The organism is Pseudomonas sp. 43(2021), from assembly GCF_017490805.1.
Lineage (GTDB): Bacteria > Pseudomonadota > Gammaproteobacteria > Pseudomonadales > Pseudomonadaceae > Aquipseudomonas.
Genome location: NZ_JAFGYJ010000010.1, coordinates 74,367 through 90,877 on the forward strand (window position 1 = coordinate 74,367; position 16,511 = coordinate 90,877).

Here is a 16,511-nt window from a genome sequence, read left to right on the forward strand (position 1 = left end):
ACACGGGTGCGATGCGACCAGCCTGATTGGGCTGCCGCTGATTCGGCTGGTGGATATGTTGACCAAGGAAGGGGTGGTGATTCCGTAACCCGCCTTGAGATTTTTAGCGCCTGCGAGATCGAGCGCCGCCCGCGCGGCGCATCGCGAGCGAAGCTCGCTCCTACATTTGTTTCGGGCCAGTAACGCCTGCGCCAGCGCGCGCGACCGCCCTGTTTGCCCGACACGATATCGAGACGGAAGCCAAGGGGCCGCACGCCTGCACCCTCAGGAATAATTGGCCCGAAACAGATGTAGGAGCGAGCTTCGCTCGCGATGCGCCGCGCGGGCGGCGCTCGATCTCACAAACACAGCAAAACGGGCGACGAACCCTCAGCGCAACTGCGGCCCCTGGAACCCCATCCACATCGCCAGGCGCTCAGCCACGCTGGCCCCCACGCGCTTGGAGAAGCGATCGAGCGCCGATTCCTGCACAGTGAAGTCCACCAGCTCCTTCTCACCCACGATCTCACGCGCCACATAGCTGGCACTGCCCAGCCCATCCACCAGGCCCAGCTCCTTGGCCTGCTCACCCGACCAGACCAGGCCACTGAACAGCTCCGGGTGCTCCTTGTCCTTGAGCCGATCACCCCTCCCCTGCTTGACCATGGCAATGAACTGCTGGTGCGTGGTGTTCAGCACGCCCTGCCAGAACTCGGTCTCTTCCGGCTTCTGCGGCGAGAACGGATCGAGGAAGGCCTTGTGCTCGCCCGCAGTGTAGGTACGCCGCTCCACACCTAGCTTCTCCATGGTGCCGACAAAGCCATAACCAGCCGCTGTCACACCAATCGAGCCCACCAGACTGGCCTTGTCGGCATAGATCTCGTCCGCCGCACTGGCGATGTAGTAGGCACCGGAAGCGCCAAGGTCGGTGATGACCGCATACAGCTTGATAGCCGGGTATTCGGCACGCAAGCGGCGGATTTCGTCATACACGTAACCCGACTGCACCGGGCTGCCGCCCGGGCTGTTGATACGCATCACCACAGCCTTGGTCTTGCTGTCCTTGAAGGCCTCGCGCAGGCTCTTGACGATATTGTCGGCACTGGCAGGCTCCTGGTCGGCAATCACCCCGCGCACCTCGACCAGCGCGGTATGGCTGGCACTGCGCGACGCCGCCTTGTCCATGTCCATCAACGGTGTGAACAAGGCCAGGATGCCGAACAGGTAGACGAAGGTCAGCAACTTGAAGAAGATCCCCCAGCGTCGCGCCCGTCGCTGCTCCTGAACACCTGCCAGCAGGGTCTTTTCCAGCAGCTTCCAGCTCTTGCGCTCTTCGCGCTCCTCGGGTTCGGCCTCGGGGGCTTTCCATTCGTCTGCCATGCTTACCTACCTTGGAAATGGAATTGCGGAACCACCCAGCCACTCACGCAACTGGGAGAAATGATCAATGCACACCTGCGGACCAAACTCGGCCAGCGCCTGCAACGACATGGCACCATAGCCCACGGCCACCGAATGCATGCCGGCATTGCTGGCCATCTGCAGGTCGAATGCCGAATCGCCAACCATCAGCGCGCGCCCCGGTTCGACAGCGCAATGGCCGAGGATTTCCTCGAGCATCCGCGGATGCGGCTTGCCGCGGGTCTCGTCGGCAGCGCGGGTGATGTCGAAGAACTGCTCCCAGCCATTGGCCTTGAGCACCCGGTCCAGCCCACGACGCGCCTTGCCGGTGGCCACCGCCAGGCGGTAACCCTCGGCACGGAAGGCATCCAGCGACTCGACCACACCCTCGAACAGCGGCGACGGCTGCTGGTCCAGAGCCATGTAGATATCGGCATAGTGCTGACGGAAGCTTTCGACCTGCGCCGGCGCCAGGTGCGGGTACAGGGTGTGGATCGCCTCGCCCAGGGCCAGGCCGATGATGCCCTTGACCGCAGCCTCGCTGCTTTGCGCCTCACCGGCACGCTCGGCGGCGGCGTTCATGGCCTCGACGATACGCCCGATAGAGTCGGCCAAGGTGCCGTCCCAGTCGAAGATCAGTAGCTCATAGCCTTTTTTCATAGGTCAGGACGCACTCAGACGCTCAACGGTTTTCGCCCAGACTTCATCCACCGGCGCTTCGAGCTTCAGCTCACCACCGTCCGGCAGCGGCACGGTCAGCGCGTAGGCATGCAGGAACAGGCGCTTGCCGCCCAGGTCGCGAATCTCGCGGCTGAAGTCTTCGTCGCCATATTTGCTGTCGCCAGCGATCATATGCCCGGCATGCAGGGTGTGCACGCGGATCTGGTGAGTACGACCGGTGATCGGGCGCGCCTCGACAATGGTGGCGAACTCGCCGAAGCGGCGCAGCACGCGGAACAGGGTCAGCGCCTCTTTGCCCTCGTCGTTCACCTCGACCATGCGCTCGCCGGAACGCAGGTTGCTCTTGAGCAACGGCGCACTGACCTGCTTCTTCGAGGTCGGCCAATGGCCGCGCACCAGCGCCATGTAGCGCTTGTCGACACCATCACCGCGCAGCGCGGCGTGCAAGTGGCGCAGCATGCTGCGCTTCTTGGCGATCATCAGCAGGCCGGAGGTATCGCGGTCCAGGCGATGCACCAGCTCCAGCTCCTTGGCGTCCGGGCGCAACTGGCGCAGCGCCTCGATCACGCCGAAACTCAGGCCGCTGCCGCCATGCACGGCGATGCCGGCCGGCTTGTTCATCACGATCAGCGCCTTGTCTTCGTAGACGATGGCCGCCTCCAGGCGCTGCAGCAGGCCCTGGGCCACCGGCGCCGGTTCGTCACGTTCCGGCAGGCGGACGGGCGGTACCCGCACGATATCGCCGGCCTGGATCTTGTACTCTGGCTTGACGCGCCCCTTGTTGACCCGTACTTCACCCTTGCGCAGGATGCGGTAGACCAAGGTCTTGGGCACGCCCTTGAGGGCCGTGATGAGGAAATTGTCGATGCGTTGGCCGGCAAGTTCCGGCGCGACTTCGATCAGCTGAACGCCGGAAGTCGGAGGGGTATTGGTCGTCATGGCGGGATCATAACAATTTTTTATGGAATTGAAGCACTTAATCATTGCTGCTATAGTCGCGAACGCCGCCAAAAGCGGCAGGCCAGCGGCACCAGGCTTCCAGCCGGCCCCTGACCAACGCAATTCTCCAGGACGCGAGGCCGTCCTACGGGGTTTTCGCCAGTTTACCGAATTGCCTGGAATCGCCACCAGCGCTGTGTAGAGAAGACCGAAAAAAACGACAAGTGCGGTGTTTCACCTGCTTACCCGATTCTTTTCGCTGCACCTCTGCCCGCCCCGTCGCTTCCACGCAACGCCCGGCGAATGCTTCGGAAATACCTGCCTTGGACATGAATGGCGCCAGCGCAGAACCTGCGCTGGCGAAAAATGCAACCCGTTGCGGATTCAGCGCGCGGCAGCACCCGAATTATCAGGGATACGTGCAGGGTGGAGATGCACAGCCCTCGGACCGTGTAGCACCGCGTCCGGCCCACCAGCCCACTGAACGGCTGGCGAGCGGATAAGGTCCTGAACAGATGCCCCCGGGCGTCCACGGCTGACGGTTGATTCCTCCTCCTGACTGAGTGCACAAGGCCCGCTTGGTTGATTCGGATTCCAATTCGAAGCCACCGGGGCCTTGTTGGCACCGCAGCAAACAGGACGCGTCGTCGCGACAACGGCAGGCTGGGCAACCGGCTGGTGCCGAACGTTGCTCGACACGGGGGTGGCCCGGCCACCCTTTGCGCACCTTGGCACCGACCATGAGACGTCGTGTGTGCCGAACGCCGTTTCCGGCAGCCCGGAAACCGACGGTACAACATGAAAAGAATGCTGATTAACGCGACTCAACCCGAAGAGTTGCGTGTAGCCCTGGTGGACGGCCAACGTCTCTACGACCTGGACATCGAGTCCGGCGCGCGCGAGCAGAAAAAGGCCAACATCTACAAAGGCAAGATCACCCGCATCGAACCCAGCCTCGAAGCCGCCTTCGTCGACTTCGGCTCCGAACGTCACGGCTTCCTGCCGCTGAAAGAAATCTCCCGCGAATACTTCAAGAAAACCCCCGAAGGGCGGGTCAACATCAAGGAAGTACTGAGCGAAGGCCAGGAAGTCATCGTCCAGGTCGAGAAGGAAGAGCGTGGCAACAAAGGCGCCGCCCTCACTACCTTCATCAGCCTGGCCGGCCGCTACCTGGTGCTGATGCCGAACAATCCGCGCGCCGGTGGCATCTCCCGCCGCATCGAAGGCGAAGAGCGCAACGAACTGCGTGAAGCCCTGAACGGCCTGACCGTACCGGGCGACATGGGCCTGATCGTGCGCACTGCCGGCCTTGGCCGCAGCAGCGAAGAAATGCAGTGGGACCTCGACTACCTGCTGCAACTGTGGACCGCCATCAAGGAAGCGTCCCAGGACCGCGCCGCGCCATTCCTGATCTACCAGGAAAGCAACGTCATCATCCGCGCCATCCGCGACTACCTGCGCCAGGACATCGGTGAAGTGCTGATCGACAGCATCGATGCCCAGGAAGAAGCCCTGACCTTCATCCGCCAGGTGATGCCGCAGTACGCCAGCAAGGTCAAGCTGTACGAAGACAGCGTGCCGCTGTTCAACCGCTTCCAGATCGAAAGCCAGATCGAAACCGCCTTCCAGCGCGTGGTCGACCTGCCGTCCGGCGGCTCGATCGTGATCGACCCGACCGAAGCCCTGGTGTCCATCGACATCAACTCGGCGCGCGCCACCAAAGGCAGCGACATCGAAGAAACCGCCCTGCAGACCAACCTGGAAGCGGCCGAGGAAATCGCCCGCCAACTGCGCCTGCGTGACATCGGCGGCCTGATCGTCATCGACTTCATCGACATGACCCCGGCGAAAAACCAGCGCGCCGTTGAAGAACGTGTTCGCGAGTGCCTGGAAGCCGACCGCGCCCGCGTCCAGGTCGGCCGCATCTCGCGCTTCGGCCTGCTGGAAATGTCCCGCCAGCGCCTGCGCCCGTCGCTGGGCGAAAGCAGCGGCATCGTCTGCCCACGCTGCTCCGGCACCGGCATTATCCGTGACGTCGAATCGCTGTCGCTGGCCATCCTGCGCCTGATCGAAGAAGAAGCCCTGAAGGACCGCACCGCCGAAGTTCGCGCCCAGGTGCCAATCCCGGTGGCTGCCTTCCTGCTCAACGAGAAGCGCAACTCGATCACCAAGATCGAACTGCGTACCCGTGCGCGCATCATCATCCTGCCGAACGATCACCTGGAAACCCCGCACTTCGAAGTCCAGCGCCTGCGCGACGACAACCCGGAAGTGCTGAGCAACCAGTCCAGCTACGAGATCGCCGCCGCCGAAACCGAAGAAGCGCCGCAGCCGACCGCCACCCGCACGCTGGTACGCCAGGAAGCTGCGGTCAAGACCGCCCCGGCCCGCGCCAACGCGCCGGTACCAGCCGCTGTTGAAGAGCCGCAGCCTGCCCCGGTCGCACCTGCCCCGGCCGCTCCGGAGCCAAGCCTGTTCAAGGGCCTGGTGAAGTCGCTGGTAAGCCTGTTCGCCGCCAAGGAAGAGCCTGCTGCCGCGCCGGTTGTCACCGCCGCCGAGAAACCGGCCACCGAGCGCAGCCCACGCAACGAAGAACGCCGCAACGGCCGCCAACAGACCCGCAACCGCAACGGCCGCCGCGACGAAGAGCGCAAGCCACGTGAAGAACGTGCCGAGCGCACGCCGCGCGAAGAGCGCCAACCACGTGAGGAACGTGCCCCGCGCGAAGAGCGTGCGCCACGCGAAGAGCGTGCACCACGCCAGCCACGCGAAGACCGCCGCGGCAACCGTGGCGAAGAGCGCGTGCGCGAACTGCGCGAGCCACTGGACGCCACCCCTGCCGAACGTGAAGAACGTCAGCCGCGCGAGGAACGTGTAGCCCGTGAAGAACGTGCTCCACGCGAAGAACGCGCACCACGTGAAGAACGTGCACCGCGTGAAGAACGTGCACCGCGTGAAGAACGCGCACCTCGCGAAGAACGTGCTCCACGTGAAGAACGTGCCCCACGTGAAGAGCGCGCACCTCGTGAGGAACGTGCACCTCGTGAAGAGCGTGCTCCACGCGAAGAACGCGCCCCACGCCCACCACGCGAGGAGCGTCAGCCACGCGTAGCCGAAGAAGCCGCCGAGCAGGCTGCCGAACTGGCCGAAGAGCAACTGCCGAACGAAGAACTGCTGCAGGACGAACAGGAAGGCACCGATGGCGAGCGCCCGCGCCGCCGCTCCCGTGGCCAGCGTCGTCGCAGCAACCGTCGTGAGCGTCAGCGCAACGCCAATGGCGAACTGATCGACGGCAGCGAAGAAGAAGGCGGCGAAGAGCAGCCACAACCGCACCAGGCCACCGAGCTGGGTGCAGAACTGGCCGCAGGCCTGGCCGTGACTGCCGCTGTCGCCAGCAGCAACATCAGCGCCGACGCCGAAGCCCAGGCCAACCAGCAGGCCGAGCTTGCCACCGCCGAAGTCGCCCAGCCGGTCGAGCAGGCTGAGAAGGTCGAGCAGGTCGAAGCTGCCGCCAAGGCTGAAGAAGTGGCCGTGGCCCCGGTGGTCGAGCAGCCGGTCAGCGAGCCTGTGGCCGTGATCGAGGCAACTGCCGAGCCGGTGGTCGAAGTCGTTCCACAGCCGGTGGTTGAGGCGGCACCTGCTGCCGAGCCGGCGGTGGTTGCCGAAGCACCGGTAGAAGCACCTGCCGTCGAGGCCGGTGAAATCGAACAGGCCCCGGCCGTGGTCGAAGCTGCTCCGGTTGCCGAGCAACCTGCCCCGGTTGTCGAAGCCCAGCCAGAAGTGGTGGCCGAGCCTGCCCCAGTGGTCGTCGAGCCTGCACCGGTCGAAGCCCCTGCGGCGGTGGAGCCTGCCACTGTCATGCTGGCCAACGGCCGCGCGCCGAACGACCCGCGTGAAGTGCGTCGCCGCAAGCGCGAGGCCGAGGCTGCCGCCAAAGCCGCGCAGGAAGCTGCTGCAGCCGCCGAGGAGCCAGCCCTGGAAGCCGCCGATGAGCACAAGCCTCATCACGGTTGATAGCCAAGGCTGAATGAAAAAGCCCCGCCAGTGCAAACTGGCGGGGCTTTTTCTTGGCTAGGCGTTTTGCCTGTACCGACCTCTTCGCGGGTAAACCCGCTCCCACAGGGACCTCACTACCCTCAGGCCCTGTGAGGTCCCTGTGGGAGCGGCTTTAGCCGCGAAAGGGCCAGCCCAGGCAATGAATCAGTAGAGGTTAGGCTCCATCTCCAGCTCGACCCCGAACCGCTCGAGGATATCGGCCTGGATCCGCCGTGCCAGCGCATGCATCTGCGCCCCGCTCGCCTGGCCATAGTTGACCAGCACCAGCGACTGCAAACGATGCACTCCGGCATCCCCCTCGCGATGGCCCTTCCAGCCAGCCTGTTCGATCAACCAGCCCGCCGCCAGCTTCACCTGGCCATCGGCCTGGGGATAAGCCACCACCCCCGGGTATTGCGCACGAATACGCTCGACCTGTTCAGCCGATACCACCGGGTTCTTGAAGAAGCTCCCGGCATTACCCAGCTCAGCCGGGTCTGGCAGCTTCTCGCGGCGAATGCTGCAGATCGCCTCGCTGATCGCCTGCGCGGTCGGCTCGGTCACGCCTTGCTCTGCCAGGCGCTGGCGCACCGGGCCGTAGTCCAGGCGGGCCTGCAACGTGCGATGCAAGGCAAAGCGCACACGCAGGATCAACCAACGCCCGGGGTTGCGCTTGAACAGGCTGTCGCGATACCCGAAGGCACATTCCACCAGGCCGAAGTCACGCAACTCGCCGGTCTCGCGGTGCAGGGCGGTCAGGCCGACGAACACGTCCTTGATTTCCACCCCATAGGCGCCCACGTTCTGCATCGGCGCGGCGCCCACGGTGCCAGGGATCAGGCTGAGGTTCTCCAGCCCGCAATATCCCTGCGCCAGAGTCCACTGCACGAATGGGTGCCACGGCTCACCAGCCTCGGCCTCGACCACGATACGTTCGCCATCGTCGCTGAGCACACGCCGGCCACGGCTGGCCATGTGCAGCACCAACGCATCGATATCACCGGTCAGCAGCAAATTGCTACCGCCGCCAATCACCAGCACCGGCAAGCCGCGTTGCTGCGCCTGGCTCAATGCCTGGCGCACCTCCTGGTCATCGTGTGCCGGGCTGAAATAGCGCGCCTTCACATCGATGCCAAAGGTGTTGTACGGCTTGAGCGATACCTGCTCCTGCCACTGCACTGTCATAGCCGCCCCTTGATTTCCAGCACCAGCGCCTGGCACGCCGCTTCAACCAGGTCGAGCACCTGCTCGAAGCCGTCGGCCCCGCCGTAGTACGGGTCTGGTACTTCATCCAGCGCTGCGCCATAGCGGCGCAGGAACAGGTCGAGCTCCGCCACTGCCGTGTGCGGGCGCATCGCACGCAAGTGGCCGAGGTTGCTCTCGTCCATGGCCAGAATCAGGTCGTACTCGGCAAAATGCGCCGCCTTGACCTGCTGGGCGCGCTGCTGCGACAGGTCGTACCCGCGCGCCAGCGCCGCCTTGCAGGTGCGGCTGTCAGGCGCCTTGCCAACGTGCCAGTCGCCGGTGCCGGCCGAGGCCACATGTACCCGGTCGGCAAGCCCGGCAGCCTGCAATTGATGGCGCAGCACGCCTTCGGCGGTGGGCGAACGGCAGATGTTGCCAAGGCAGACGAACAGGACGCGCATCAGGCCTCCAGCAAGCGCCGAACGCGCTCCAGGTCTTCAGGGGTATCCACACCCACGGCAGGCGCCTCGATGGCGTCTTCGACGTGGATGCGCACGCCATGCCACAGGGCACGCAGCTGCTCCAGCGCTTCGGTCTGTTCGAGCCAGCACGGGCCCCAGCTGACGAAGTCCTGCAGGAAGCCGACGCGGTAAGCGTACATGCCGATGTGCCGACGATACGGCACGCCTTCTGGCAGCGCGTTGCGGTCCTTGGCAAACGCATCGCGGGCCCAGGGCAGCGGTGCGCGGCTGAAAGTCAGGGCCAGGCCGTTCTTGTCGCTGACTACCTTGACCGCGTTGGGGTTGAATACGGTTTCCGGCTCATGGACCGGTTCGGCCAGGGTGGCGATGCCGGCTTCCGGGTGGGCCGCCAGATTGGCCGCCACCTGGTCGATGATCACCGGCGGGATCAACGGCTCGTCGCCCTGCACGTTGACCACGATGGCATCGGCCGGCAGGCCCAGATGTGCGGCCACTTCGGCCAGACGGTCGGTGCCGGACTCATGGTCGGCACGGGTCATCAGCACTTCGGCGCCGAAGGCCTGGCAGGCTTCGAGGATGCTGGCATCGTCGGTGGCGATGACCACACGGCTGGCACCGCTCTTGCGCGCCTGTTCCCACACATGCTGCACCATCGGCTTGCCGGCGATCGGCAGCAATGGCTTGCCCGGCAGGCGCGTGGAGCGCAGCCGGGCGGGGATCACCACGGTGAAATCCAGGCTCATTTGTCCAGACGCTCTTCGTCGGTCAGGGTACGTGCCTCGCTTTCCAGCATGACCGGGATGCCATCGCGGATCGGGTAGGCCAGGCCCGCGCCCTTGCTGATCAGCTCGGTCTTGTCGGCACTGAGCTTGAGCGGGCCCTTGGTGATCGGGCAGGCCAGGATATCGAGCAGTTTGGTGTCCATTGGAGACTTCCTTTAGGCCAGGTGGCCGGAAATTGAAAACGGGCTCAGGGCTTGCGCAGCAAGCGTTGCAACTGGTTGTCGAACCAGGCGCTGAAAGCCGGCGTAGGCTGCGCCTCGACGGCCAGGTACCACCAGTCGTCAGCGGCGAAGGCCCGGCATTTCACCGCATCCTTCTCGGTCATGACCAACGGCAGCGGCGGGTTGAAGGCCAGGCTCTGGGCACTGAACTGCGCGTGGTCGGCAAAGGGATGCGGCACCGGCTGCCAGTTTAGCCCCAGCAGGGTATTGAAGAAACGTTGCGGGTTGCCGATACCGGCCACCGCGTGCAGGCGTTGGCCTGCGGGGAAGTGGTCAAGCGCGCGCCGCTCGCCACTGCGCAGGTTGACCAGGGCGGACGGCTGCAGGCGGAAGCCGAAGCCATCGGCGCGGTCTGCGCTGGCGCCGTTGAACAGCACCGCATCAGCCTCGTGCAGGCGCTCGGCCGGCTCACGCAACGGCCCCGCCGGCAGGCAGCGGCCATTGCCCAGGCCACGGGCGGCATCGATCAGCACCAGCTCCAGGTCGCGTGCCAGGCGGTAGTGCTGCATGCCGTCGTCACACAGGATCAGGTCGAGGGGTTCGCTGGCCAGCAGTGCCTGCACGGCGCGGGAGCGGTCGGGGTCGATCATCAGCGGCACGCCGGTGCGCTGCACGATCAGCAGTGGTTCGTCGCCGGCCTGCCCGGCCGCCTGATCGGCCCGCACGCGCCAGGGTAGCTGCGGCGGCCTGGCGCCATAGCCACGGCTGACCACGCCCACCTTCAGCCCCTGCTGCCGGCAGTGCTCGATCAGCCAAAGGATCATCGGCGTCTTGCCGGTACCACCCACGGTGATGTTACCCACCACGATGACCGGCACCGGGGCCCGGTAGCTGGCACTTTCGCCACTGAGAAAACGCGCCCGCTTGCGCGTGACCACACGGCGATACAGCGCCTCCAGCGGGCGCAGCAGCGCCAAGGCCGGGTGCCCGGCGTACCAGGCGGCGAGCAGACGGTCGGCGAAGGCCATCAAGGCGTGCCCTGGGCCGCCTCGACGGTGGTCATGCGCAACTGGCTGAAACCGAGCTTGCCGGCGGCATCCATCGCGGTGACCACCGCCTGGTGCGGGGTCTTGCCGTCGGCACTGATGGCCAGCGGCAGCTTGTTGTCGCCGCCCGACTCACGCTCGATCGCTTCGCTCAGGGTAGCCAGGTCGCTCTTGGGCAGCAGGTGGTTGTTCACCGAGTACACGCCTTCGGCGCTGATGGTGATCTCCACCAGCTTGCCCTGGTCGGGTGGCGCCTGCTCGGCGCTGGCGGCTTCGGGCAGCTCGACGCGCAGTTGGGTCTCGCGGGTGAAGGTGGTAGTGACCACGAAGAACAGCAGCAGGACGAACACCACGTCAATCAGCGACGCCAGGTTGATGTCGACGTTTTCCCGCTGGCGATTGCGCCGGAACTTCACGCCTTGCCTCCGGCCACTTCCACTTCACGGTCACCCTGGATCACTTCCACCAGCTTGATCGCCTCCTGCTCCATGCCCACCACCAGCTCGTCGATGCGGCGCAGCAGGAAACGGTGGAAGAACACCGCCGGGATACCGACCATCAGGCCGGCCGCGGTGGTGACCAGGGCCTTGGAGATACCACCGGCCAGCACGGCGGCGTTGGCAGTCATCTGCGAGCCCATGAAGGCGCTGAAGATATCGATCATGCCCAGCACGGTGCCCAGCAGGCCCAGCAGCGGGGCCATGGCGGCGATGGTGCCGAGAGTGCTGATGTAGCGTTCGAGTTCGTGGATGACGCGCGAGGCGGCCTCCTCGATGCATTCCTTCATGATTTCGCGGCCATGGCGTGAGTTGGCCAGGCCGGCGGCGAGGATTTCGCCCAGTGGCGAATCGGCGCGCAGCGCCTTGAGCTTGTCACTGGTCAGTTGCTTGTCCTTGATCCATATCCACACCTGGCCGAGCAGGTGCGGCGGGGTGACGCGGCTGACGCGCAGGGTCCACAGGCGCTCGACGACGATAGCCATGGCAGCGATGGAGCTCAGAATGATCGGCAGCATCATCCAACCACCGGACTTGACCAATTCCCACACAGTAAACGCCCCTTCGGAAAAAGGCCGCCACTCTACCATAGGCGCGCCGGGGGCTCATCTGCCGGAGGTCAGGGAATTGGTGGAGGCCAGATGGGTATGCCTTGGGTTGGCATCAGGGCCGGCAGGTGCTCGCCACGACAGGCGCTGGAAATGTAATGGCAAGCACCTGCAAGCCAATGCACCTCACGGTGCCCGAACCCGCCAAAACCGCCGCTGCTCCCTCACCCCCTCAACTTCCCCCTGCCTCCCCAGCACCAACCGCAACGCCCCTTGCTCGGCCGTGTCATGTATCACCATCCCATGCCGCCGATAACGCTCGACCACCTGCGCATGCGGGTGCCCGAAGCTATTGTTGCGCCCCCGCGAAATCAGCACCCCGCGCGGTGCCGTGGCGCGGATGAAGGCCTCGCTGGACGAACTGCGGCTGCCATGGTGCGGCGACTGCAACCAGTCGATACGCGGTACTTCGTGGGCCGCCAGCCAGGCCCGTTCGGCACCGGCTTCCATATCCCCCGCCAGCAACAACCGCTCACCCCGCGCCTCGACCAACAGCACACAAGAGCGGTCATTGCTGCTGCGCCCATCAGCCCAGCGCCACAGCGAAAAGCGCACGCCATCCCACGTCCATTGCTCGCCACTGGCACAAGGTTGCAGTTGGATGTCTTCCAGCACTTCGCCACCGACCACCCGGTTGACCGGCAGACCACGCTGGATTGCGCCAGCACCACCGGCATGATCGGCATGGGCATGACTGACCAGCATCAAATCCAGGCTACCCACGCCCAGCTTGCGCAAGGTCGGCAACACCACCCGCTCGCCCAGGTCGCTCTCGCCTCTGGCCGGCCCGGCGTCGTACAGCATGTTGCGATGGCGGGTACGCAACAGCACCGCCAAGCCTTGGCCGACGTCCAGCTGCCAGACCTCGACCTGGCCGAACGGTACCGTCTCCCGGGGCACCCACAGCGCCAGTAGCATCACGCCCCCCAACCCGCGCAGGGGTACGCCATGGGGCATCAAAACCAGCAGCGCACCCAGGCAGACCAGCAGCCAGGCCCACAATGGCAAGGCCGGCGGCACCCATGCAGGCCGTTGCTGCGCCACCAGCGCCAGCAGCTGGAACAGTAGATCCAGCAGGCCACCTGCCAACCAGAGCACCGCCTCCCCTAACCCACCCAACGGCAGCAGTAACGTACCCAGCAACGCCAAAGGCAACACCGCCAGGCTGATCCACGGCACCGCCACAAGGTTGGCCAGCGGCGCACTCAGGCTCACTGGCAAGCCCGTGGCCAACAGCACAGGCAGCAAACCGATGGCCATCACCCATTGCGCCCGCGTCCAGGCCTGCCATGGCCGCCAGCCGCCCAAGCGGGCGCTGAAGCAATAGACAAGCGTGGCCACTGCAGTAAACGACAACCAGAACCCGGGCAACAGCGCCGCCAACGGTTCGACCAGCAGCACCGCGATCAGCGCCAGCAACAGCGGCAGTGTTGCACCAAGGTGGCGATAACGCAGGCGCCAGAGCAACACCACGGCCAGCATCAGGCAGGCCCGCTGCACCGGCACGCCTGCACCGGCCAGCCAGCCGTAGGCCAACGCTGCGGCCATGGCCAGACTGCAAGCCCAAGGTAACCACGGCAACCGTGCCGGCCACAGGCCCCAGCGCGCCAGCCCGGCGACCAGGCCATACAGCAAGCCGGCAACCAGGCCAATGTGCTGGCCAGAAATCACCAGCAAGTGCACCGTGCCGGTGGCCTGCAACGTTTGCCAGTCCTCCCGCGCCAACCCCGCCCCGTCACCAAGCACCAGTGCCACCAACGCTGCCTGCCGGTCATTGGCCTCGACGGCCAGCAGACGCTGGCGCAGCGTGTCGCGCCAACCACCGGCAACCGGCGCCAGCAACTGCCCGGCCTTGACCGTACCGGTGGCACCGACCCGCCGCGCCAGCAATTGCGCCTCACGATCCGGCCCATGCGGGTTGAGCAGCCCGGCCGGGCGCTGCAAGGTCACGGCCAGTCGCCACTGCTCGCCCGCCCGCAGTGGTGGCCCGTCAAACCAGCTCAGTTGCAGACGTTGCGGCAGTTCGGCCCGCCGTGAACGTGGCGCCTCCAACTCGAAGCGCACGCCTTGCGCAGTGCTGGTCGGCAAGCCGACCACCCGCCCCTCCAGCCACAAGGTGCGACCATCCAGGCCAGCAGCCAGGCGATTATCAATTGCCTGCTGGGCAGACCAGCAAGCCCAACACAAGCCCAGCAGCAAGCAGCCCAACGGCCAAACGCGGGTAAACAGGCTGACGGCAGCGCAGACAGCCAGCGATATCAGCCATCCGACCGATGGCAATGCGGGGAGAACGCCCAGGCACAATAACCCGAGCGCGAGCGCAAACATCCCTGTGCGCATGAAGTAGAGCTCCAGAAGCGAAATCACCTTCTGAGGCATAGCCCAACTGGCGGCAATGCTTGCTCAACAATTGTCACAAACTCTAAACGAGGCTGAGCGGGAATCAGGGCATACTGCCGGGATAAACGCTCCGGGAGCCTACATGCCGCGCCGACTTTTCAAACGCTACATGCCGGACCCGACCAGTATTCGGGAACACAAGTCCTTACGCTTTTTCGGCAAGTTGCTGCACGACCCGAACCTCTGGCATCTGAATCGCCATTCGGTGGCGAGGGCCATGGGCGTCGGCCTGTTCGCGGCGCTTATCCCGATGCCGGCGCAGATGCTGCTGGCCGCCGCGCTGGCCATTCCGCTGCGCGGCAACCTGCCGATCGCGGTCAGCCTGGTATGGCTGACCAACCCGCTGACCATGCCACCGGTGTTCTTCGTCACCTACATGACCGGCGCCTGGCTGATGCAGGTACCGCCGCGCACCCTGCCCGACGAGTTGACGTTCCAGTGGATCACCGACCAGCTGTCGACGCTGTGGCAGCCCTTCCTGCTCGGCTCGGTGGTGTGCGGCGTGGTGCTGGGCATACTTGGCTACTTCACCACCATGTTCTACTGGCGCTGGTGGGTAGGCCGGCAGTGGCGTCGCCGCCAATGCCGGTGCAAGGCCTCAGGCACGCATGCCGCGGCCGCTGACCAGCAGGCGCACGCACACCAGGTAGAGCACCGCGGTGGCGACCAGCATGAAGGTAATCGCCGTGCCAATGCTGATATCCGACACCCCTAGGATGCCGTAGCGGAACGAGTTGACCATGTGCAGCACCGGGTTGGCCAGCGACACGGTCTGCCAGAACGGCGGCAGCAGATTGATCGAGTAGAACACCCCGCCCAGGTAGGTCAGCGGCGTCAGCACGAAGGTCGGGATGATCGAGATGTCGTCGAAGTTGCGCGCGAACACCGCGTTGACGAACCCCAGCAGCGAGAAGATGGTAGCGGTCAGCAGCACCACGGCTACGGTCACGCCCAGGTGGTGCACCTGCAGGTGGGTGAAGAACAGTGACAGGAAGGTCACGATCACGCCCACCGCCAGGCCGCGCAACACGCCACCCAGCACATAGCCGACGAGAATGGTGTGCGGCGATACCGGCGACACCATCAGTTCCTCGATCGAGCGCTGGAACTTGCTGCCGAAGAAGCTCGACACCACATTGCCGTAGGAGTTGGTGATCACCGACATCATGATCAGCCCTGGCACGATGTACTCCATGTAGGTGAAGCCACCCATGTCGCCGATCTGCCGGCCGATGAGGTTACCGAAGATGACGAAGTACAGGACCATGGTGATTGCCGGCGGTAGCAGGGTCTGCGGCCAGATGCGCAGGAAGCGCCGCACTTCGCGGTAGACGATGGTGTTCAGGGCGACCCAGTTGGTGCGCAGTTCCACACTCATACGGCCACCTTCGACAGGTTTTTTTCCACCAGGGACACGAACAGCTCCTCGAGTCGGTTGGTCTTGTTGCGCAGGCTCTGCACCTCGATGTTCTGCAGCGCCAGCTGGCCGAACAGCGCGGTGATGCCGATGTCCTTGTCCACCTGCACTTCCAGGGTGTGCGGGGTCAGCAGCCGGCACGGGTAGCCCTGCAACGTCGGTGCAGTGGCCAGGTCCTGCTTGATGTCGAGGACAAAGGTTTCGACATGCAGCTTGCCCAGCAACTGGCGCATGCTGGTGTTCTCGACGATGGTGCCGTGGTCGATGATGCCGATGTTACGGCACAGCTGCTCGGCCTCTTCCAGGTAGTGGGTGGTGAGGATGATGGTGATGCCTTTCTGGTTCAGCTCGGTGAGAAAGCTCCACATCGAGCGGCGCAGCTCGATGTCCACACCCGCGGTAGGCTCGTCGAGAATCAGCAGGCGCGGCTCGTGGATCAGCGCGCGGGCAATCATCAGGCGGCGCTTCATGCCGCCGGACAGCGAACGCGACTGCACGTCGCGCTTGTCCCACAGGCCGAGCTGGGTCAGGTACTGCTCGGCGCGCTCCTTCGCCACCTTGGGCGGAATGCCGTAGTAGCCGGCCTGGGTCACGACGATGTCGAAGGTTTTCTCGAACTGGTTGAAGTTGAATTCCTGCGGCACCACGCCCAGGCAGCGCTTGAGCGCCGAGGGCTCGCGATCCAGATCGTGGCCAAACACGTTGACCGTGCCGCTGGTCTTGTTCACCAGCGTGGAGAGAATACCGATGGTGGTGGACTTGCCGGCACCGTTGGGGCCGAGCAAGGCGAAGAAGTCGCCTTCGGCAACATCGAGGTCGATGCCTTTGAGGGCCTGAAAGCCATTGCTGTAGGTCTTGGTCAGCTGTCGAATGGACAGGGCGGAACTCATAGCGGGTC

Annotated in this window: 14 protein-coding genes and 2 pseudogenes; 3 read left to right on the plus strand and 13 right to left on the minus strand. The window is 64.9% G+C overall.

From position 1 onward, the window contains the following. Positions 1-88: pseudogene (locus J5M71_RS11100) on the plus strand (septum formation inhibitor Maf); the annotation flags it as partial. 281 nt (positions 89-369) lie between these two features. Here the strand turns inward: J5M71_RS11100 and sppA are convergent. From sppA to rluC, 3 genes are read right to left on the minus strand one after another with little or no spacing between them, the layout of a single operon-like run. Beyond that, positions 370-1,359, minus strand: coding sequence for a signal peptide peptidase SppA (gene sppA / locus J5M71_RS11105; RefSeq protein ID WP_207832204.1), 990 nt, complete (start codon positions 1,357-1,359; stop codon positions 370-372). Positions 1,360-1,365: 6 nt separating this feature from the next. Further along, on the minus strand, positions 1,366-2,040 hold the full coding sequence (locus J5M71_RS11110) for an HAD family hydrolase (RefSeq protein ID WP_207832206.1): 675 nt from the start codon (positions 2,038-2,040) through the stop codon (positions 1,366-1,368). Positions 2,041-2,043: 3 nt separating this feature from the next. Continuing rightward, positions 2,044-3,000 carry a 23S rRNA pseudouridine(955/2504/2580) synthase RluC gene (rluC, locus tag J5M71_RS11115; protein ID WP_013971570.1) on the minus strand — a complete coding sequence of 319 codons (957 nt, stop codon included), beginning with the start codon at positions 2,998-3,000 and terminating at the stop codon, positions 2,044-2,046. A gap of 798 nt (positions 3,001-3,798) precedes the next feature. On the opposite strand from rluC, the gene rne reads away from it, so the two are divergent. Further along, entirely contained in the window at positions 3,799-7,014 is a 3,216-nt protein-coding gene (rne, locus tag J5M71_RS11120) for a ribonuclease E (protein WP_207832209.1), read from the plus strand. Positions 7,015-7,200: 186 nt separating this feature from the next. Here rne and murB read toward each other — a convergent pair whose 3' ends face one another. The 8 genes from murB to J5M71_RS11160 form a co-directional block, all read right to left on the minus strand. Further along, complete coding sequence (gene murB / locus J5M71_RS11125; RefSeq protein ID WP_207832211.1) at positions 7,201-8,220, minus strand: UDP-N-acetylmuramate dehydrogenase; 1,020 nt, start codon at positions 8,218-8,220, stop codon at positions 7,201-7,203. Beyond that, a complete protein-coding gene (locus J5M71_RS11130; RefSeq protein ID WP_063911712.1) occupies positions 8,217-8,681 on the minus strand; it encodes a low molecular weight protein-tyrosine-phosphatase in 465 nt (154 codons plus the stop codon). The genes murB and J5M71_RS11130 overlap by 4 nt, the downstream gene beginning before the upstream one ends. Further along, on the minus strand, positions 8,681-9,445 hold the full coding sequence (gene kdsB, locus J5M71_RS11135; protein ID WP_207832213.1) for a 3-deoxy-manno-octulosonate cytidylyltransferase: 765 nt from the start codon (positions 9,443-9,445) through the stop codon (positions 8,681-8,683). Before kdsB ends, J5M71_RS11130 begins: the two co-directional genes overlap by 1 nt. After that, on the minus strand, positions 9,442-9,627 hold the full coding sequence (locus J5M71_RS11140; protein ID WP_011532874.1) for a Trm112 family protein: 186 nt from the start codon (positions 9,625-9,627) through the stop codon (positions 9,442-9,444). Before J5M71_RS11140 ends, kdsB begins: the two co-directional genes overlap by 4 nt. A 44-nt stretch (positions 9,628-9,671) precedes the next feature. Continuing rightward, on the minus strand, positions 9,672-10,673 hold the full coding sequence (gene lpxK / locus J5M71_RS11145; RefSeq protein ID WP_207832215.1) for a tetraacyldisaccharide 4'-kinase: 1,002 nt from the start codon (positions 10,671-10,673) through the stop codon (positions 9,672-9,674). Next, on the minus strand, positions 10,673-11,107 hold the full coding sequence (locus tag J5M71_RS11150) for a biopolymer transporter ExbD (RefSeq protein ID WP_046617071.1): 435 nt from the start codon (positions 11,105-11,107) through the stop codon (positions 10,673-10,675). Before J5M71_RS11150 ends, lpxK begins: the two co-directional genes overlap by 1 nt. Next, positions 11,104-11,739: a MotA/TolQ/ExbB proton channel family protein gene (locus J5M71_RS11155; protein ID WP_003259970.1), complete on the minus strand. Its 636-nt coding sequence runs from the start codon at positions 11,737-11,739 to the stop codon at positions 11,104-11,106. Before J5M71_RS11155 ends, J5M71_RS11150 begins: the two co-directional genes overlap by 4 nt. A gap of 183 nt (positions 11,740-11,922) precedes the next feature. Then, positions 11,923-14,136, minus strand: a complete 2,214-nt coding sequence (locus tag J5M71_RS11160) for a DNA internalization-related competence protein ComEC/Rec2 (protein ID WP_207832217.1) — start codon at positions 14,134-14,136, stop codon at positions 11,923-11,925. Between the two features lie 142 nt (positions 14,137-14,278). On the opposite strand from J5M71_RS11160, the pseudogene J5M71_RS11165 reads away from it, so the two are divergent. Continuing rightward, positions 14,279-14,791: pseudogene (locus J5M71_RS11165) on the plus strand (DUF2062 domain-containing protein); the annotation flags it as partial. A 3-nt stretch (positions 14,792-14,794) separates the two neighbouring features. Here the strand turns inward: J5M71_RS11165 and J5M71_RS11170 are convergent. Then, positions 14,795-15,574 carry an ABC transporter permease gene (locus tag J5M71_RS11170; RefSeq protein WP_085625335.1) on the minus strand — a complete coding sequence of 260 codons (780 nt, stop codon included), beginning with the start codon at positions 15,572-15,574 and terminating at the stop codon, positions 14,795-14,797. Further along, complete coding sequence (locus J5M71_RS11175; protein ID WP_207832221.1) at positions 15,571-16,503, minus strand: ABC transporter ATP-binding protein; 933 nt, start codon at positions 16,501-16,503, stop codon at positions 15,571-15,573. The genes J5M71_RS11170 and J5M71_RS11175 overlap by 4 nt, the downstream gene beginning before the upstream one ends. Positions 16,504-16,511: the final 8 nt, after the last annotated feature.